The sequence below is a fragment of the Silvibacterium sp. genome, assembly GCF_047605705.1.
Taxonomy (GTDB): Bacteria; Acidobacteriota; Terriglobia; order Terriglobales; family Acidobacteriaceae; genus Silvibacterium.
The window spans coordinates 68,951-86,161 of sequence record NZ_JASGFD010000013.1; the positions used below are offsets into that span (position 1 = coordinate 68,951).

The 17,211-nt window shown below is 61.5% G+C and carries 19 protein-coding genes and 1 tRNA gene; 9 read left to right on the forward strand and 11 right to left on the reverse strand.

Translation table 11 applies throughout. The features are described 5' to 3' along the window. Positions 1 to 79: 79 nt before the first annotated feature. Entirely contained in the window at positions 80 to 982 is a 903-nt protein-coding gene (gene bla, locus QM649_RS06850; RefSeq protein ID WP_415198277.1) for a subclass B3 metallo-beta-lactamase, read from the forward strand. A 195-nt stretch (positions 983 to 1,177) separates the two neighbouring features. Here the strand turns inward: bla and QM649_RS06855 are convergent, their stop codons facing one another. Then, on the reverse strand, positions 1,178 to 2,068 hold the full coding sequence (locus QM649_RS06855; protein WP_415198278.1) for a TIGR03435 family protein: 891 nt from the start codon (positions 2,066 to 2,068) through the stop codon (positions 1,178 to 1,180). 161 nt (positions 2,069 to 2,229) lie between these two features. Here QM649_RS06855 and htpG point away from each other — a divergent pair, with 161 nt between their 5' ends. Together htpG and QM649_RS06865 are read left to right on the forward strand one after the other, a co-directional pair. Then, complete coding sequence (gene htpG / locus QM649_RS06860; RefSeq protein ID WP_415198279.1) at positions 2,230 to 4,131, forward strand: molecular chaperone HtpG; 1,902 nt, start codon at positions 2,230 to 2,232, stop codon at positions 4,129 to 4,131. Positions 4,132 to 4,330: 199 nt separating this feature from the next. After that, entirely contained in the window at positions 4,331 to 4,516 is a 186-nt protein-coding gene (locus QM649_RS06865) for a hypothetical protein (protein WP_415198280.1), read from the forward strand. Between the two features lie 72 nt (positions 4,517 to 4,588). Here QM649_RS06865 and QM649_RS06870 read toward each other — a convergent pair whose 3' ends face one another. After that, entirely contained in the window at positions 4,589 to 4,966 is a 378-nt protein-coding gene (locus tag QM649_RS06870) for a Fur family transcriptional regulator (RefSeq protein WP_415198281.1), read from the reverse strand. Positions 4,967 to 5,053: 87 nt separating this feature from the next. On the opposite strand from QM649_RS06870, the gene QM649_RS06875 reads away from it, so the two are divergent. Further along, a complete protein-coding gene (locus QM649_RS06875) occupies positions 5,054 to 6,274 on the forward strand; it encodes a GTP-binding protein (RefSeq protein WP_415198282.1) in 1,221 nt (406 codons plus the stop codon). Then, on the forward strand, positions 6,258 to 6,872 hold the full coding sequence (locus tag QM649_RS06880; RefSeq protein WP_415198283.1) for a hypothetical protein: 615 nt from the start codon (positions 6,258 to 6,260) through the stop codon (positions 6,870 to 6,872). Before QM649_RS06875 ends, QM649_RS06880 begins: the two co-directional genes overlap by 17 nt. A 79-nt stretch (positions 6,873 to 6,951) precedes the next feature. Here QM649_RS06880 and rplI read toward each other — a convergent pair whose 3' ends face one another. The 9 genes from rplI to QM649_RS06925 form a co-directional block, all read right to left on the reverse strand. Further along, positions 6,952 to 7,410: a 50S ribosomal protein L9 gene (rplI, locus tag QM649_RS06885; RefSeq protein WP_415198284.1), complete on the reverse strand. Its 459-nt coding sequence runs from the start codon at positions 7,408 to 7,410 to the stop codon at positions 6,952 to 6,954. Positions 7,411 to 7,485: 75 nt separating this feature from the next. After that, a complete protein-coding gene (gene rpsR, locus QM649_RS06890; RefSeq protein ID WP_415198285.1) occupies positions 7,486 to 7,827 on the reverse strand; it encodes a 30S ribosomal protein S18 in 342 nt (113 codons plus the stop codon). 95 nt (positions 7,828 to 7,922) lie between these two features. Then, positions 7,923 to 8,351 carry a 30S ribosomal protein S6 gene (gene rpsF / locus QM649_RS06895; protein WP_415198286.1) on the reverse strand — a complete coding sequence of 143 codons (429 nt, stop codon included), beginning with the start codon at positions 8,349 to 8,351 and terminating at the stop codon, positions 7,923 to 7,925. A 118-nt stretch (positions 8,352 to 8,469) separates the two neighbouring features. Then, positions 8,470 to 9,084 (reverse strand): aminoacyl-tRNA hydrolase, encoded by a 615-nt coding sequence (pth, locus tag QM649_RS06900; RefSeq protein WP_415198287.1) that lies wholly within the window; start codon positions 9,082 to 9,084, stop codon positions 8,470 to 8,472. Between the two features lie 6 nt (positions 9,085 to 9,090). Continuing rightward, complete coding sequence (locus QM649_RS06905) at positions 9,091 to 9,753, reverse strand: 50S ribosomal protein L25 (RefSeq protein WP_415198288.1); 663 nt, start codon at positions 9,751 to 9,753, stop codon at positions 9,091 to 9,093. 273 nt (positions 9,754 to 10,026) lie between these two features. Then, entirely contained in the window at positions 10,027 to 11,067 is a 1,041-nt protein-coding gene (locus QM649_RS06910; RefSeq protein WP_415198289.1) for a ribose-phosphate diphosphokinase, read from the reverse strand. Positions 11,068 to 11,173: 106 nt separating this feature from the next. Continuing rightward, a tRNA-Gln gene (locus QM649_RS06915) sits at positions 11,174 to 11,247 on the reverse strand. 43 nt (positions 11,248 to 11,290) lie between these two features. Beyond that, on the reverse strand, positions 11,291 to 12,349 hold the full coding sequence (locus tag QM649_RS06920; protein WP_415198290.1) for a 4-(cytidine 5'-diphospho)-2-C-methyl-D-erythritol kinase: 1,059 nt from the start codon (positions 12,347 to 12,349) through the stop codon (positions 11,291 to 11,293). A 38-nt stretch (positions 12,350 to 12,387) separates the two neighbouring features. After that, positions 12,388 to 13,191 (reverse strand): NADPH-dependent F420 reductase, encoded by an 804-nt coding sequence (locus QM649_RS06925; protein ID WP_415198291.1) that lies wholly within the window; start codon positions 13,189 to 13,191, stop codon positions 12,388 to 12,390. Between the two features lie 113 nt (positions 13,192 to 13,304). Here QM649_RS06925 and QM649_RS06930 point away from each other — a divergent pair, with 113 nt between their 5' ends. The 4 genes from QM649_RS06930 to QM649_RS06945 all read left to right on the forward strand — a co-directional run bounded on the left by QM649_RS06930 (position 13,305) and on the right by QM649_RS06945 (position 16,943). Then, a complete protein-coding gene (locus QM649_RS06930) occupies positions 13,305 to 13,970 on the forward strand; it encodes a TetR/AcrR family transcriptional regulator (protein ID WP_415198292.1) in 666 nt (221 codons plus the stop codon). A 433-nt stretch (positions 13,971 to 14,403) separates the two neighbouring features. Next, entirely contained in the window at positions 14,404 to 16,182 is a 1,779-nt protein-coding gene (gene ggt / locus QM649_RS06935; RefSeq protein ID WP_415198293.1) for a gamma-glutamyltransferase, read from the forward strand. A gap of 128 nt (positions 16,183 to 16,310) precedes the next feature. Further along, positions 16,311 to 16,505, forward strand: coding sequence for a hypothetical protein (locus tag QM649_RS06940; protein WP_415198294.1), 195 nt, complete (start codon positions 16,311 to 16,313; stop codon positions 16,503 to 16,505). 60 nt (positions 16,506 to 16,565) lie between these two features. Continuing rightward, the gene (locus QM649_RS06945; protein ID WP_415198295.1) at positions 16,566 to 16,943 is read left to right on the forward strand and encodes an NTF2 fold immunity protein; all 378 of its coding nucleotides are present in this window, start codon (positions 16,566 to 16,568) and stop codon (positions 16,941 to 16,943) included. Positions 16,944 to 17,211 lie beyond the last annotated feature (268 nt).

The window sequence follows — 17,211 nt, forward strand, 5'->3', positions numbered from 1 at the left end:
TAACGGCGAAGGGTCCGGTGAAAGCCGGGCCCTTTCTTCTTTCCCGGGCGGCTCTTCGCAATCTGCTATAGAGGAGAGGATGCGCGCCTTTCTTTCTCGCCTGCTGTTTCTGGTCTGTAGTGTCCTTTTTGTGATTCCCACGCTGGCGCATGCAGCAGATCCGGCGTGGACGACGCCGATCACGCCTTTCCGCATTGCCGACAATCTCTACTATGTGGGCAGCAAGGATCTCGCCAGCTACCTGGTGGTCACGGTGAAGGGCAACATTCTTATCAATGCGAACCTCGCCTCGTCGCCGCCGCAGATCCGCGCGAGCGTGGAGAAACTCGGCTTTCGCTGGAGCGATACGAAGATTCTGCTGAACAGTCAGGCACACTTCGATCACATGGCTGGCGCAGCCGCGATCGTGCGCGAGACGCATGCGAAGAACATGGTGATGGACGGCGATGTGAGCGTGGTGGAGACTGGCGCGCGCACGGATTTTCTGGCGCCCTCACCGAATGTGCGTAACTATGCCCCGGTGCATGTGGATCGCGTGCTGCATGATGGAGACACGGTGAGCCTGGGCGGCGTGGTCCTCGTCGCGCACAAGACCGCCGGGCACACGCGCGGCTGCACCACGTGGACGATGCGCATGCACATCCCGGGCGAGCCGGCAGGGACATGGCGCAATATCGTCATCGTGGGCGGGACGGGCTTCTGGTCGGAGTTTCATTTCGTTGCTACGCCTGGCCATCCGGTGAGCTATCCCGGCATCGTGGAGGATTTCCAGCACACCTTCGCCACGCTGCACGCGCTGCCCTGCGACGTCTTCCTCGGCGCGCACGGGCAGTACTTCAACATGCTTGCGAAGCTCAAGCACTATCCGAAGGATGGGCCTCGGGTGTTCATCGATCCGCAGGGGTATCAGGACTATGTGGCCGACGCGCAGAAGACGTTCGAGCAGACATTGAGCCAGCAGCAGGCGGCTTCCGGGCGGTGATCTGCCGATCAAGCTATGGCTACATATCGCTTTGCAAGCATTGTCATTCCGACCGGAGCGAGACGGATTTTGTCTCGCACAGCGGAGAAACCTGCTGTTTCAGTTCCTGATATCGACTTAAGCTCCTACACTGCGTTCGCCTGCGGCTCTCTTTGGCCGGAATAACAGGATGTGAAAAAGAGTTTGACGCAGTCGTTAGTTCGCGTCCGGCGTTTCCCAGCTGTCAACGACCAGCTTCTCCACGGTGCCGGTGGTTTTTACCAGCTTGAGGCCCATCTCGGGGACAGTTGCCGTGTACATGTGAAAGACGCTTCGATCCTTAAAGTCTTCCTCGGTAACAACTGTCTTTGAAGTGAAGTTGTAATAGCCCTGGAGGCCGGTCTCATCGATGACCGGGGCTTCTTCTTCTCGAGTGAGCGCGAAGGCCAGTTGATGCATGGTCGCCATGTCGAAGCTCACTACATGTCCGGCGGCCATGCCGAGATCTCCCGTAGGGTAGGACTGGGTAGGGGTGAAGTCGCCGTTATCGCTCTTTGTATAAAGATTGATTTTTGCTGGCTCCAGCTTGAGTGGGCCAGCGCCGCGCTCCAGGAGGTATACGGTGCCGGGTTGTTTTTCCCAGTGATACCTCAGGTGAAACCGTTCAATCAGCAGCGATTGCAGCATGCCGCGTTCCTCCGGGCTGCGGATGCCGAGGTTGGAGTATTCGCCTTCCTGGATCTTGCTTCTCAGATCCGGAGGAGGAACGGCCTCGATGTTGAACCTCTTTTCGGTAATCTTGCTTCCGGTGCCGATAACCTCGTCCCACGGCACGTCGAACGCATCAGCAACCAGCATGCTGAGCGGTTGCGTGTGGATCACCAGTCTCCCGCCCGGATACACGCGCAGCTCGACCGTGTTTATGTGCGAGGTGTCCACCGGCTTCACCGTGGCAACATCGAAGGCCAGCGGCGGGGGCGTTTTCTGTGCAGTGTCCGCCGTCTGCGCGGAGAGCGGCGCGGTGAAGGCAAGGAGCAGCGTCAACGCTGTTGCGGCGAGGCCGTAACGGCCAGAACGGGGAAAATCGAAACGCTCCACTGTGAGCATTTGGCGAGCACCTTGAGCAGCTGGGAGAGATTCCGCGTGCCGGCCTGGGCCCGATACGCAGGTGAGCCCCATGCTGCCAGAGGCCTCAGCCCGGAGTAAAGCAGAAATGGCCGGATGCCCCGCTTCATCTTGCCGGAATTTTTGGCAATAATTGGGGTGTTATGTCCAAGCAGGAATTTCAGACAGAAGTAAGCCAGCTGCTCCAGCTGATCGTCCATTCGCTGTATTCACACCCGGAGATCTTTCTCCGCGAACTGATCTCGAACTCCTCCGATGCGCTCGACAAGCTGCGCCATCTGAGCATCTCCGACGAGAAGTACAAGGCGCTGGTGGGTCATGGCATCGAGTCGCCGCGTATCGACCTCGAACTCGATGAGGCAGCGAAGACGCTCAAGCTCTCCGACACCGGCATCGGCATGAACGAGGAGGATCTCGTCGCCCACCTTGGCACGATCGCGCGCTCGGGTACCAAGAACTTCCTCTCGCAGCTCTCGGGCGACGCGCGCAAGGACTCGAACCTGATCGGCCAGTTCGGCGTGGGTTTCTATTCGGTCTTCATGGTGGCCGACAAGGTCGAGGTCATCTCGCGCAAGGCAGGCGAGGAGAAGAGCTTCAAGTGGACCTCCGACGGCAAGACCGGCTTCGAGCTCGAAGAGGTCTCAGGCGCGGAGGCGCGGCAGAGCGCGGGCACGACCATCCTCATCCACTTCAACGATGAGGGCGCGCAGTACGCCAACGGCTGGCGGCTGCAGGAGATCGTCAAGAAGTACTCGAACCACATCGCTTTCCCCATCTTCCTCACCTATGACAAGAGCGACTGGGATGCGGAGAAGAAGGAATCGGTAAAGACGCGCACCACCGAGCAGGTGAACGCGGCCAGCGCCATGTGGCGGCGCTCGAAGTCCGAGCTCGCCGATGACGACTACAAGGAGTTGTACAAGTCGATCTCCGGCGACTGGGACGATCCGCTGGTTTGGTTCCACACACGCGCCGAGGGCACGCTCGAATACACCACGCTCTTCTACATTCCATCGAAGGCTCCACTCGATCTTTACCAGGCGGATTACAAGGGCGGCGTGAAGCTCTATGTGAAGCGCGTCTTCATCATGGATGATTCGAAAGAGCTGCTGCCGCAGTACCTGCGCTTCGTGCGCGGCATCATCGACTCCGAAGACCTGCCGCTGAATGTTTCGCGCGAGATTCTGCAGCAGAACAAGGTGTTGACCAGCATCAAGACGGCGAGCGTGAAGAAGATTCTCTCCGAACTCAAGCTGATCGCCTCGAACGACAAAGACAAGTACGCGCAGTTCATCGCCGAGTACAACCGGCCGCTGAAGGAAGGCGTCTACGGCGACTTCGCCAACCGCGACACGCTGCTCGACCTTATCCGTGTCAAGTCGACGAAGGCCGAAGGCCTGACCTCGCTGGCCGAGGTGAAGGCGCGCATGGAGTCGGAGCAGAAGGCGCTCTACTACATCACCGGCGGCACGGAGAGCATGCTGCGCAACTCGCCGCTGCTCGAGATCTATAAGAAGAAGGGCATCGAAGTCCTGATTCTCGACGACGAGATCGATGAAATCGTCTTCTCGCAGGTGCCGCAGTATGACGGCACGGATCTGAAGTCGGTGAACAAGTCGTCGGTGTCGGAAGACTTCAAGGACGACGCGACGCCGGAGAAGACTGCCGAAAGGGCCGAAGAGCTGAAGCCGCTGCTCGAGAAGATCAAGGCGACGCTCGGAGAAGCGGTGAAGGACGTCCGCGCATCTTCACGGCTGGCCGACAGCCCGTCCGTGATCGTCTCCGACGAGGACGAGCCCAGCGCGCGCATGCGCCAGATGATGCAGGCCATGGGCCAGAAGGGACTGCCCGAGGTGCAGCCGACGCTCGAGATCAACCCGGATCACGAGATCATCCGCAAGCTGCTCGCCGACCCAAGCAACGGCCGGGTGGAAGACGCGGCGTGGCTGCTCTTCGACCAGGCCCTGCTGCTCGAAGGCGTGCCGCTCAAGGATCCGGCCACGTTCGTGCAGCGCCTGAACCGCGTGCTGAACCAGTCGATCTAAGAGCGAAGACAGCAACAGACAGGAACGCCTCCCATGCGGGAGGCGTTCCTGTCTGGAGAGAGAAAGCGGGACCGAACAAACCCTGTCATACAGGCCGCATCCCTGCTGGATAGGCGCTCTGACGGCGCGTGTCCAGAGTCGAAATACGAATGTGCGGTCTTTTGTCCTGAAACCCAGCCGATCAAAGGAAAATGGAGAGATGAAGAAGCTGAATGCAAAGCTCGTGCCTGCCATGGCTTTGGCCATGATTGCCGGCTCGCTGATGCTGCCGATGGCCGGATGCGGTCACCACCATCACGGACCGCCTCCACCGGATGCGGGACCACACCCCGATCATCCCGACCACCCGAATCATCCGCCCGACCACCCTGGTCCGGGGAGATAAGAGCAGGGAAGATACGAATTCATCGCAAGGCAGCCGGTGGATCGCACTCTATGCGATCGGCCGGCTCGTGATTTATCCGCAGGTGTCGCAGAGGCCATGCACGATGACCTCGTGGCTCACGGCGCGGAAGCCTTCCGGCAGGCGGCTGATCTTCGGCATGCCGCAGCCCTTCAGCTCGAAGAGCTTCCCGCAGGCATCGCAATAGAAGTGATGATGATGCGCCTTGCCCGCGATTTCATAGCGCGACGGCATGCCCGGCAGCCCTACGCTCTGCAGCCAGCCCTCTTCGAGCAGGGAGTTGATGTTGCGGTAGATGGTGGCGAGGCTTACCGACGCGCCCTCTTTCTGCGCCAGCACCTGCACCTCTTCCGGCGTCAGCGGGCGGTCTTCCATCTCAAAAGCCGCGTGGATGGCGGCCTTCTGCTTCGTATTTCGATTCGCTTCCGGCATCGCTCTCGTCTTTGTTCATCATAGAACGTCCTCGATTTGTTAATCTAATAATGCAAATGTATTCTCATTAGCAATAGAGGTGACGCAATGCAGAAACTCCCCGTAACCGTCCTTTCCGGCTTTCTTGGCGCAGGCAAGACTACCGTGCTCAACCACATCCTTCATAACCGCGATGGCAAGCGCGTCGCCGTCATCGTCAACGACATGAGCGAGATCAACATCGACGCACGGATGGTGGAGAACAGCGGCGCAGGCCTCAGCAGGACCGAGGAGAAGCTTGTCGAGATGACCAACGGCTGCATCTGCTGCACGCTGCGCGACGATTTGCTGCAGGAGGTCTCGCGCCTTGCGCACGAGGGGCGCTTCGATTACCTGCTGATCGAATCGACGGGCATCTCCGAGCCGCTGCCGGTTGCGGCCACCTTCACGTTCATGGATGAGAGCGGGCAGTCCCTGTCCGAGGTCGCGACCCTGGATACGCTGGTCACGGTGGTCGACTCCGCAGACTTTCTGAACGATTTTCAATCTGTGGATGACCTTGCAGACCGTCGCCTTGCGCTGGGCGAGGACGACGAGCGTTCGATCTCCGATCTGCTGATCGACCAGGTCGAGTTTGCGAATGTGCTGGTGCTGAACAAGTGCGATCTGGTCACGAGCGAAGAGCTGCATCGCCTCGAAGCGATTCTGAAGCACCTGAACCCGGTGGCGAAGCAGGTGCATTGCACGCGCGGAGAGGTGCCGCTCGATGCGGTCCTCAACACGGGACTCTTTGACATGGATGCCGCGCAGGCTTCGGCTGGCTGGGTTCGCGAGCTGAATGAACAGCACACGCCGGAGACGGAGGAATACGGCATCTCCAGCTTTGTCTACAGCGCACGGCGGCCGTTTCATCCCGAGCGGCTGGAGAAGCTGATGGATGACGGGATTCCGACGGTCCTGCGCGCGAAGGGCTTCCTGTGGCTCGCTTCGCACCATGACGACCTGATCCTCTTCTCGATCGCCGGCAGCACCATTGCAGTGGAGACGCAGGGGAACTGGCTGGCGTCCTACTCTTCCGTCGAACTGGACGAGGAGACGAACGAATATCTCAAGAAGGTATGGGCCGCGCCGTATGGCGACCGGAGGCAGGAGATTGTTTTCATCGGCGCGGGCATGGACCGGGCGGCGGTCGAACAGCGCCTGGAGCGGGCACTCGTCACGAAGGAAGAGCTTGCCGAAGGGCCGCGGAGCTGGCAGCTCTGGCAGGATCCCTTTGAGGGCATGTTCCGCGGTGAGCAGGGTCAGGTGGCGCTTGCTCCCACGCACTGATGCCGCTGCCGGAGAGCTGAGCCGCATCTGTTCGCCGCAGGGTTCGGTCCTCGACGCTCAGGATACGGCGCCACTGAAGTGGCCGCATGCGCTGGCCAGACGCGGCGCACGCCTGCTGGACGCGCAGTGCTGGGCGTGGGGGCAGGACATTCGGCGCGAAGAGGGCAATCTGCTGCTGGAGTATGGCTTCACGCGGCTGCGGGCTCCTGAGGGCTCGGGCGGATGCAGCCAGTACACGCTGGCTCTCGATGAGGAGAGCATCATTCGGATATGGGGCTTCGGTGTCTTTGCCGGAACGCGTGAGGGGGTCTATCTCAATCGTTTCGCCTTTGTGCCCCGAACGGCTCCGCGATGCGATGCCTGGGATGCGTCTCTTCTGGACTCGCAGCCGCGTGCGCTGTCGCTGGAGCATGTGGGGGCGTTTCTGGATTGGGCCGTGCGCTATGAGAGCTGGATTCAGGAGAGACTGGGCGAGCGGTACCGTCCCATGACGCTGAATCGCAGATCCAGCGCAGTCCAGCCGGACCTGATTGCGGGCTGGCGCAGATTTGGCGAGGAGCTGGTGTCCCGGATGGACGCGGCTCCAGTTGAAGCGTGACCGCTTGAGAGAAAGACAGGGCAAAAGAAAACGGGACGCCCTGCGGCGTCCCGTTTCTATTGTTGCTGAAGCGCAGAGGTTATTCGGCTGCGGCTTCCTCGCCCTTGACCGTGACCGGAATGTGGGCGGTGACTTCGCGGTGCAGCTTGACCGGCACGTGGAACTCGCCGACCTGCTTGAGGGGCTCTTCGAGCTGGACCTTGCGGCGGTCGATGTTGAAGCCCTTGGCTTCGAGCTCGTGCGCGATGTCGGCCGAGGTGACCGAACCGAACAGGTGCTCGTTCTCGCCGACCTTGCGGACGAAAACCAGTGACAGGGTGTTGAGCTGGGCGACGAGCGCTTCCGCCTCGCCCTTTTCCTTGGCGGACTTGCGGACGGCCGAGGCCTTCATCTGCTCGATGACAGCCTTGTTGGCGGCAGTCGCCTCCATGGCCAGCTTCTTCGGCAGCAGGTAGTTGCGGCCGTAGCCGTCGGCTACCTTCACCACGTCGCCGCGGTGGCCGAGGTTGTTGACGTCTTCCTTAAGAATGACTTCCATTGCGATCTCCTGCGGCAGGGGCCGGCTTGAGCCGGCCTCACCCGCCTATGACTTATCTCGATATCCGAACCAGTTCTAGTAGCGCGCGGCGAAGGGCAGCAGGGCGATGTTGCGAGCCTGCTTGATCGCACGCGTGAGGCGGCGCTGGTGCGTGGTGCATACGCCGGTCAGGCGGCGGGGCACGATCTTACCGCGCTCGGCCACGAAGCCCTGCAGCAGACGGACGTCGCGATACGGGATCGCGTCGATCTTCTCGGTGCAGAACTTGCAGACCTTCTTGCGGCGGAAAAACTTGCGTCCACCGGGACCGCCAGGGCCGCCGGGGCCACCGGAGCGGGGACCGCCAGTGCGAGGTGCAGGAGCGCCCTGAGTCGGAGCGGAAGCTTCCGGAGCGCGAGGCGTGGTTTCGTCAGCCATGATTTTCTCTATCCTTCTCCGCGGCTATCGGAGGCCGCGATGTAACGTTTGGGTCTTGCTGTGCCGTTCGGGGAACGGCGATCTCAAAAGCGCGATTAGACAGCTGCCGGAGCGGCGGTCTCGGTCGCGGGAGCAACGGGCTCGGCGGCAACAGGCTCAGCGGCAACCACGGGCTGTGCGCTCAGCTTCTTGCGCGAGGCGCGGATGGCCTTGATCTTGTTGAGGCGCTTCTCTTCCTCGTCCATGCGCACGGTGATGAACTTGATCACCTGCTCGGTGACGCGCAGACGGCGCTCGAGCTCGGCCACCAGCTTGCCGTCGGCATCGAGGGTGAGGAGGATGTAGTTGCCCTCGTTGAACTTGCGAACCGTGTAGGCGAGCTTGCGGCGGCCCATCTTCTCGGTCGAACGCAGGTTGCCGCCACCGTTGGTGATCGTCTGCTCAAAGCCGGCGATCAGCTTGTCCACATCCGCGTCCTCGATGTCGGGGCGAACGATAAACATTACTTCATAGAAACGATCCATACTCTGGTTCTCTCTTCCCTGGACTGGCCGCGCGTGGCGCTGTCACTCCGGAGTAATTTTCCGCCGGCTCTCTCTGCCGGCCGGTCTGCGCTCTTCTGCCGACCCGGGCTGCTCTTTCCTACGCCGCGGGAGGGTTGTCCCGGCGGTTGAACTCGTTCATCGCGGCCCTGATTCCACTGGCCGCAAATTTCTCGACGGCCTGCTCTGCCTTATCCAGCACTTCTGCCAGCGTGGCCAGGTCCGCCTTGCGCAGGGGCGAGAGCAGGTAATCCTTGCCCCGCCGGTATGCGCTTTCCGGGCTCTGATCCGGACCGACACCGATCCGGATCCTTGCCCAATCTTCCGTCCGGAGCGTCGCGTTGATCGACTTCGCTCCGTTGTGCCCTGCGGCCGAACCGCCATCCCGAATGCGCATCGCGCCCAGAGGGAGGGCCAGCTCGTCGTACAGCACGATCAGGTCCTGTTGCGGATCGGCGCCGAATTCCTCCACCAGCGCCGCCACCGAGAGACCGCTCAGATTCATGAACGTCTCCGGCTTTGCCAGGATCGTCTCCCGGCCGGCGATTCGAACCTTCGCCGTCAGCGCCTTGCCTCTGCGGTTGGCCACCGTCGCACCATGAGACTCGGCGACGCGATCGATGGCCAGGAACCCTGCGTTATGCGGTGTGAACTGGTATTCGATGCCCGGATTTCCGAGCCCCACCACCAGCAGCACACCCTTGCCGTCCGCCATCTACAGCTACTTCTTGGCCGGAGCCGCGGCAGCCGCCGGAGCGGGCTTGCCCTTCTTCGCCACTTCCGGCTCGGTCGGGGTGCCTTCCGCCGGGGCCGCTTCTTCCTTGATCGCGATGACGTGCGCCACAGTCGCGTCGGCGCCGCTGAGGAACTTCAGCTTGTCGCCGTGCGGCAGGTCGGCCACGCGGATCACGCCGCCGATCTCGAGGTTCGCCACGTCCACATCGATGTGGCTCGGGATATCGGTCGGCAGGCACTCGACTTCGACTTCACGCAGAACCTGGTCGAGGATGCCGCCCTGGGTCTTCACGCCGGCCGGGGTACCGGTCAGCTGCACGGGGACGTGAACACGCATCGGCTTGTCGAGGGCGATCCGCTTCAGGTCGATGTGCAGCAGGGTGCCCTTGATGGGCTCATACTGCCAGTCGACGATCATGGCCTTGGTCTTGGCTGCACCGCTGATCTCCAGATCGAAGATCGAGTTGTGGCCGGCTTCCGACCACAGGATGCGCTGGATCTGCTTGGGGTCGACTTCGACGGCAACCGCCGGCTCCGAGGCGCCATAGACGACTGCGGGAATCTTGCCCGCTACGCGCACGCGGCGTGCCGCATTTTTGTTGAACTTGCCCTCACGGGGCGTCGCTGCTACGAGTTCCTGGCTGATCATTGTCTTTTCCTTTCGGGCACGGTCAGCTTCTAGCTGCTAGCTCTTAGCTTCTAGCTAAAAACTCGCTGATCGAATGCTGTTGCCGCTCCCTTTATGGCCTTGGCTTTTGAGAAAGCCAAAGGCAGATTGTGTTTGAGAACCGCCTCAGGCCTCCAGGCCTGAAATCACTGCTCTCGACGACTTCCAAACTCTCGGCTTCCCTCTTTCAAAGAAAGCCTTAAACCTTAACTTCGCAACCGTCCCAGCTAAAAGCCAGGAGCTGGAAGCTAACAGCTAATTGAACAGCGAGCTGACGCTGGTCTCCATGTGAATGCTCTCGATGGTCGCTGCCAGGAGCCCGGCCACCGAGCGGACCTTGATCTTGCCGGTCTTCCTGGCCTCTTCCGTCAGCGGAATCGAGTCGGTCACCACCAGCTCTTTCAGCTTCGAGTTCGCGATGCGGTCGATGGCTGGGCCCGAAAGCACGGCATGCGAAGCGCATGCATACACCTGAGTTGCGCCCTTGGCGAGCAGCGCGTCCACCGTCTTCACCAGCGTGCCGGCCGTGTCCACGATGTCGTCGAGGATGAGGCAGCTGCGCCCCTCCACGTCGCCGATCACGTGCATCACTTCCGTCACGTTGATGTCGGTACGGCGCTTGTCCACAATGGCCAGCGGCGCACCGATCTTGGTGGCGAAAAACCGGGCGCGCTCGACGCCACCGGCGTCAGGCGATACCACGGTAAGATTGGGCAGGTTCAGCTCCCGGAAGTAGCCAACCATCACGGGGCTGGCGAACATGTGATCGACCGGGATGTTGAAAAAGCCCTGAATCTGAGCCGCGTGCAGGTCCATGAACAGCGCGCGGTTGGCTCCGGCGGTGGTCAGCAGATCGGCCACCAGCTTCGAGCTGATTGCCACGCGCGGACGGTCCTTACGGTCCTGCCGGGCGTAGCCGTAGTACGGGACGACCACGGTAATGCGGCCGGCCGATGCGCGCTTTAGCGCGTCGATCATAATCAGCAGCTCCACCAGATGCTGATCGACTGGGTTGCAGGTCGGCTGCACGACGAACACGTCGGCGCCGCGAACGTTCTCAAGCAGCTGGAAGTAGACTTCGCCATCGGCAAAGCGCTGCATCTTCGTCTCGCCCAGCGTCACGCCGATCGTCTTGCAGATCTCGGTCGCCAGCTCCCGGTTCGCCGAACCGGAGAAGATCTTGAAGCGCTTGTCGTCGCTGTAGCTCTTGCCGCGCTTCTTTTCGACCGGCTTCTTCGCGCCGTCGAGTTCCGCTGCCTGTACCGCTTCTGCTTCCAATACCGTTTCGTTCTTCACAAGATTCTCCCGGGCTGGTTTGCCCTGGTTGTCCTGCATGGTGGTTTCTGGCGATGTCCTGCCAGGGCTGCTGCCTCCCGGCGGGTAACGCCGAAAGGGGGAAAGCTGGCTGGGCGACTAGGATTCGAACCTAGACAAAGTGCTCCAAAGGCACTTGACCTACCATTAGTCGATCGCCCAGTAAAAAACCTGGATACTACACATCAACGAAAAATCCGTTGATCTACTTCACCCGCATGCTGCCCCAGTAGCGTTCCCGCGGGAGGGTTCTGGTCAGCAGGGATCGTATGCCCTGTGCCTCCAGCCGCGCGACTGCTGCCTCGGCCGCCTCGGCGGTGCGGTACAGGCCGAAAAGGGCCGAACCGGAACCGGAGAGACAGGCGTAGATCGCCGCATGCCCCGTCGTGTCCGAAACAGACCTGTCCGAGCCTTCTAAAACGCGCTTGATTTGTCCGAGCTGGGGATATCGCGGAAAGACAACTTCTTCGAAGTCGTTTTCAATCCCGGTTCGGACAAGCGCGAGAAGCGGATTCGATTCTTCTACAGATTCTGCAGAATGCTTCGATCTCTCGGCCAGGCCCCCCGCATTGCGGAAGACACCGGAGGAGTGCGGCTCGCTCATGGCAGAAGCGAGAGCCTTACTCAACTCACTAAGTTTATCGGAGGATGAGGCCGGGGTCAATGCAGCAGTTCGTTCAAGATGCAGCTTATCCCAGTCCCGGAAGGCCTCCGGCGTCGAGACGCCGATCTCGGGCAGGGCCACGACGCAATGCGTCGACTCGAAATCCGGCAGGGGATAGACCTCTTCGCCTCGGCTGACGCCGAGCACCGCTCCGCCAATGAGAAAGAGCGGCACGTCCGAACCCACGGCCGCGCCCACCTCCAGCCGCTGCGCGCCGGAAAGCGGAGCAACGCCATGCTTCGCCAGCTCGATTTCGAGCGCCAGGGCCGCTGCCACGGCATTGGCCGAGCCCGCACCCATGCCGCCCTGCACCGGGAGGCGCTTCTCTATATGGATGGAGACCGTCGCTGTGACTCCCATCGCCGTCAGCGTCCGCTCGACTGCCTTCCAGGCCGTGTTCCGGTGGTCGCAGGGGACGCGCTCGTCGTTGCAGGCGAGGGAAATGGCCGTCACCGAGGCGGGGTGAGCCTCGACCGTCACCAGGTCATGCGCCTCAAGTGTTTGATAACACGTGGTCAGGCCGTGAAAGCCATCCGGACGCGTGGGCCCGATCGCCAAACCCAGGTTGATCTTCGAATACGAGCGCAGAACGGTCGACATACCTCATACAGGATAGCGGCTGAGAGCTGTCTCCGCGTTCAGGAGCGCAGCAGCGCGAAGCCGAGGCTGAGCACTGCGCGCCAGCTTTGGGGCTTCCAAAGATCCATGCCGGCGGAGAGCCGCGAAAGCCGGACGAGATTTTGCGGCGGAAAATCGGCAGGCAGCTTCGCCATGAGCTGCGCAGCCCGGTCGCGGTTGGCCGGGGATTTGTCTCGTTGAGCGCGCTGCAGCAATCCCGGCAGCTGGCTCAGGGTGGGATCCGGGCAATAGGCCGGTGTGCCGGGCTGCTGGCGCCAGGACTCGGCGAGCGGCCCGGCATCCAGGGCGTCGAAGCCGATCTCGTCGATCAGGGCGATGACCCTCCGCTTCGCGGTGGCGTCGTCTCCCGAGATGGGCAGGGCGATGCGGTGTTTCGAGCCTCGCGGGAGACCCTTGCGAAGCAGGCTGTCGGCAACGATGTTGTTGAACACCTTGAGGACGGGGCGGCCCAGGAGGCTTGCGACCCATTCGCTCTCGATCATCCCTTTGTCGATCGCGGCAATGCGGCCATCGCGCAGCGGGTAGTAGTTGCCGGTGTCGAGGATGGGAGAGGTCGCCGGCAGGCCATCGAGAAACTCTTTCGGAAGGAGCGGCACGCTCTTCATGGGGATGGCGATGATGAGCAGATCGACGCCGCGAGCCATGTCAGAGAGGGCTACCGGCATTGCGCCGGTCGCGTGGGCGAGAGCGGAGAGGGTCTCCGGACTGCGTGAATTGGCGATGAGCACGGTGTGCTGCCGTTCGCGAAAGTGCCGGGCGAGTGCCGATCCAATGTTGCCCGCTCCTACGATGCCGATCTTCATGCTTTCTCCTTATGTGAATGCAACGATCGTTTCCCTTTTGAGGTAGATGGGGAAACGATCGTTGTAGATTCAGGAAAACTGTTTATGCTCGAAAGAGTGGCAGCAGGGTTTCGATGGCGAAGGCAGCGGAGAAACAGACATCCCGGGCGGTGATGATGGCCGGAAAGGAGCGCGCCATTGTGATGGCGGCGCACGATCTTTTCCTGCGCGAAGGCTTTGCCGGGACTTCGATGGACACGATTGCGCGGTCGGCGGGCGTTTCGGTGAAGACGATCTACAGCCACTTTGCCAATAAGGATGAGCTTTTCAGCAAGGTGATGCTCGCGGCCTGCAGGGATGGCCTGCTCTCCGGCGAGTTGCCCCCGGATACGGTTCTGGCGGAGCGCTTCGGCTGGTTTCGCGAAACGACGCAGCATGGGCTGATGGAGGCCGGGCGAGAGTACTTGTCCCACCTGCTCTCGGAGGAACAGGTAGCGCTGTATCGCGCGGTGACGCGGGACGCGGGACGCTTTCCCGAACTGGGGCGGCAATACCAGAAGAACTTTGCGCGAGGCCGGACCGGAATCCTGATTGCCTACCTGGCAGGCATTGCGCGGGAAAAAGGCTGGACGGCGCGGGATATCGCGCAGGATGCGGCTCTTTACGAGTCCCTGCTACGGGCGGGTCTGTTCGAAGAGGTTCTGCATGGGCTGCGGCCGGGCAATGCGGAGGAGATCGAGCGGCAGGCGCAGGCCGCCTCGAAGACGATGTGGGGGCTGTTTACGGGGGAGTGTCTGTAACTGCGTGAGCAGCAGCTACGCATGATCGGCAATTCTGCATGTCTGCTTCTGGCAGGATTTTTCCTAAAAGAAAGCTAGTCATTCCTCCCGGAGCGAGGGGCAGTTCCGTCTCAGGCGATAAACAAAGGCAGTTCACCAAAGAGGACGCGAGAACACAGAGTCATTCAACCTCTCGAGAGAAGCTCGCACAAACACTGGCATCCCTTCAGCGCCAAGACGCAAAGCGCGCCAAGTCACGCAATAGACGACGCCTGCGCCGTCTCTTCAGCTGAAGCCTGATGCCCACCCATGACATGCGGTTGGTCATGGGTGGGTCTCACACGCACTCTGAACCGCGGCCAAACGGGAGCGCGCGACCGAAGGCGAGTCGCCCTGCGTGCAGTTAGCTAAAAGCTAGAGGCTGGAAGCTAAAAGCTATATCCTCACCCTCAAGATGAAGCGACCCCACGCCGCCCTGCTCTCTGTGCTCCTCGCTAGCGCCACGCCCTGTCTGCTGCATGCACAGGATGCTGCTCCGGACGATTCGCGGAACCATCCGGCCGTCTCTGCGGAGCAGCTCGCTACCGAGCAGCCGGTGCGGACGAAACATGCCATGGTCGTCAGCATCCACCACGACGCCACTGACGCGGGCGTTGAAATTCTCCGCGAAGGCGGCAACGCCGTCGATGCCGCCGTGGCCACCGAGTTCGCCCTCGCCGTCGTTCATCCCGCGGCCGGGAATCTTGGCGGCGGCGGCTTCATGCTCATCCATTTCGCCACCGGCAAGAACACCTTCCTCGATTACCGCGAGCGCGCTCCGCAGGCTGCCAGCGAGAACATGTATCTCGACAAGCAGGGGAATATCATTCCCGACGCGAGTATCACCGGCTACAAGGCTATCGGCGTGCCCGGCTCGGTTGCCGGCATGGTCTATGCCGAGAAGAAGTACGGCAAGCTCACGCTCGACCAGGTAATGGCCCCGGCTATCCGTCTCGCTACCGATGGCTTCGTCCTCTCGACCGAGGAGGCGGCCGAGTACCACGACAAGACGCTCACCCAGTTCCCCGAGTCGAAGCGTATCTTCCAGCGCAACGGCAACTTCTACCAGCCGGGCGAATTCTTCCGCCAGCCCGACCTCGCGAAGACCCTGCACGCCATCGCTGCCGATCCTGACAGCTTTTACCACGGCGCCATCGCGAAGAAGCTGGCCGAGGATGTCCAGAAGGGTGGCGGCCTCATCACCACGGAGGACCTGTCCCGCTACACGGTGAAGGAGCGGGAGCCGGTCACGGGCACGTATCACGATCTGACCGTGGTGAGCGCGCCGCCGCCGTCTTCCGGGGGCATCGTCCTGCTCGAGGCGCTCAATATCCTCGAGGGCTACAACCTCGCGCGCTGGAAGGACCGCACGCCCGAGGAGATGCACCTCATTGTCGAGGCCTATCGGCGCGCCTATATGGACCGCTCCGACTACCTCGGCGACCCGGATTACGTGAAGATTCCGCTCGACCAGCTGGCCAGCAAGGACTACGCCGCAGCCTGGCGCAAGAGCATTGCGCAGGACCAGGCCACGCCCTCGGCCGATCTCAAACGGCCCGCCGGTTTTCTGCCTTCTCCGCCGACCATGTCCGAGATCCGCCACGAGTCGACGCAGACCACGCACTTCTCCGTGATGGATGCGGATGGCAATGCGGTTGCCGTGACCACCACGCTCAACAACGGCTTCGGTTCGGCGGTCACGGCCGAAGGCCTCGGCTTCCTGCTGAACGACGAGATGGACGACTTCGCCTCGAAGCAGGGCGTGCCCAACATGTATGGCCTGATCCAGGGGCCGGCGAATGCGATTGAGCCGGGCAAGAGACCGCTCTCCGCGATGACCCCGACGATCGTGCTGGATAAGCAGGGCAAGGTGCGGATGGTTCTCGGTTCGCCGGGCGGCGGCCGCATCATCACCACGGTGGCGAATATCCTGCTGAGCACGGTCGACGAAGGACTGAACATCCAGCAGGCTGTCGACGCCCCGCGCTTCCACCACCAGTATTTGCCCGACACGCTCTATCTCGAGCCCGGCTTCTCCGACCAGGCCATCGAAGGCCTCCGCGCCATGGGCTACCAGCTCAAAATCGGAGGCCACTGGAGTGACGCCGAGTGCGTCGCCGTCGATCCCACGACCGGAGAGCTCGAAGGCGGCCACGACAACCGGCACACGTTTGGGAAAGCTGCAGGGTATTGAGGGACCAGAGGACGTAACGCGCAGTGGCGCGAAAAAGGGTGGCCCATCCACGCAAAGGAAGCTCGGGTGGGCCACCCGACGGGCCGTCTCCGATGCACTACACTGGCCTCGCTGACGAGGAGTATTGGATGGCTATTCCGAATATGCCTCGCAAGGCGTGGCTGGAAGTCGCGCTGATGCTCGTGGCGCTTGTCACGGCTCTCGCCCTTTCGCTTTATCTGTGGTCCACCGGCGGCCATATTGTCGCTATCGCGCCGTTAACGCTCTTTACCTGCGTTATGACTCTCTATACGGCGCACCGGCGGAATAATCGGAAGATATAGCCGGGTGCCCCCATCCAAGCTTCGCTTGGGTGGGAAGACACAAATCCTGAGGAGGAAGCGATGAAACAAGGCAGAACCAGAATTCTTGTGATCGGTTCACTTCTCCTGGCAGGCACGCTTGCTGCTCAAACCACCGTAAGCGATGACGACTGGATCGAATATGATCGCCGCCTTGCAGAACACGCTCATCTCTCGATCCCAGCTTCCGGGCTGATTCCAGATCAGGCAACGGCCGCCGCCGTCGCGGCCGCAATCGCAGTACCGATCTGGGGAAAGGACGTCGTATCAGCAGAATTGCCGCTTAAGGCGCGTCTGAAAGGGAATGTATGGACCGTGATCGGAGACCCTCATTTGCATGGAGGCGAGACTGGAGGCGAACTCATCATCCAGCTCGATCGAAGGACTGGAGCAGTGCTTTCCTTCCTTCACACGCAGTGACACTGGGGCTCAACCTATGGCAAGAAATCCATTCCAACCATGAATGTCTTGCATCACGGACACGCGCCACACATAGCGGTCCGGACCTCCCGCCCATGCGAAGCTTGAACGGGGCACCCACATTCCCTCCTCTACAGACAAAGCCGGTCATTCCGGCCGAAGCAGCAGAACCCGCCGTCCCGCTCACCCGCATACAACCCTGAACCCGCGACCAAAGGGAGCGCGTGCCGAAGGCGGAAGGCCTGGACGGCCAGTCCCGGTTAACATG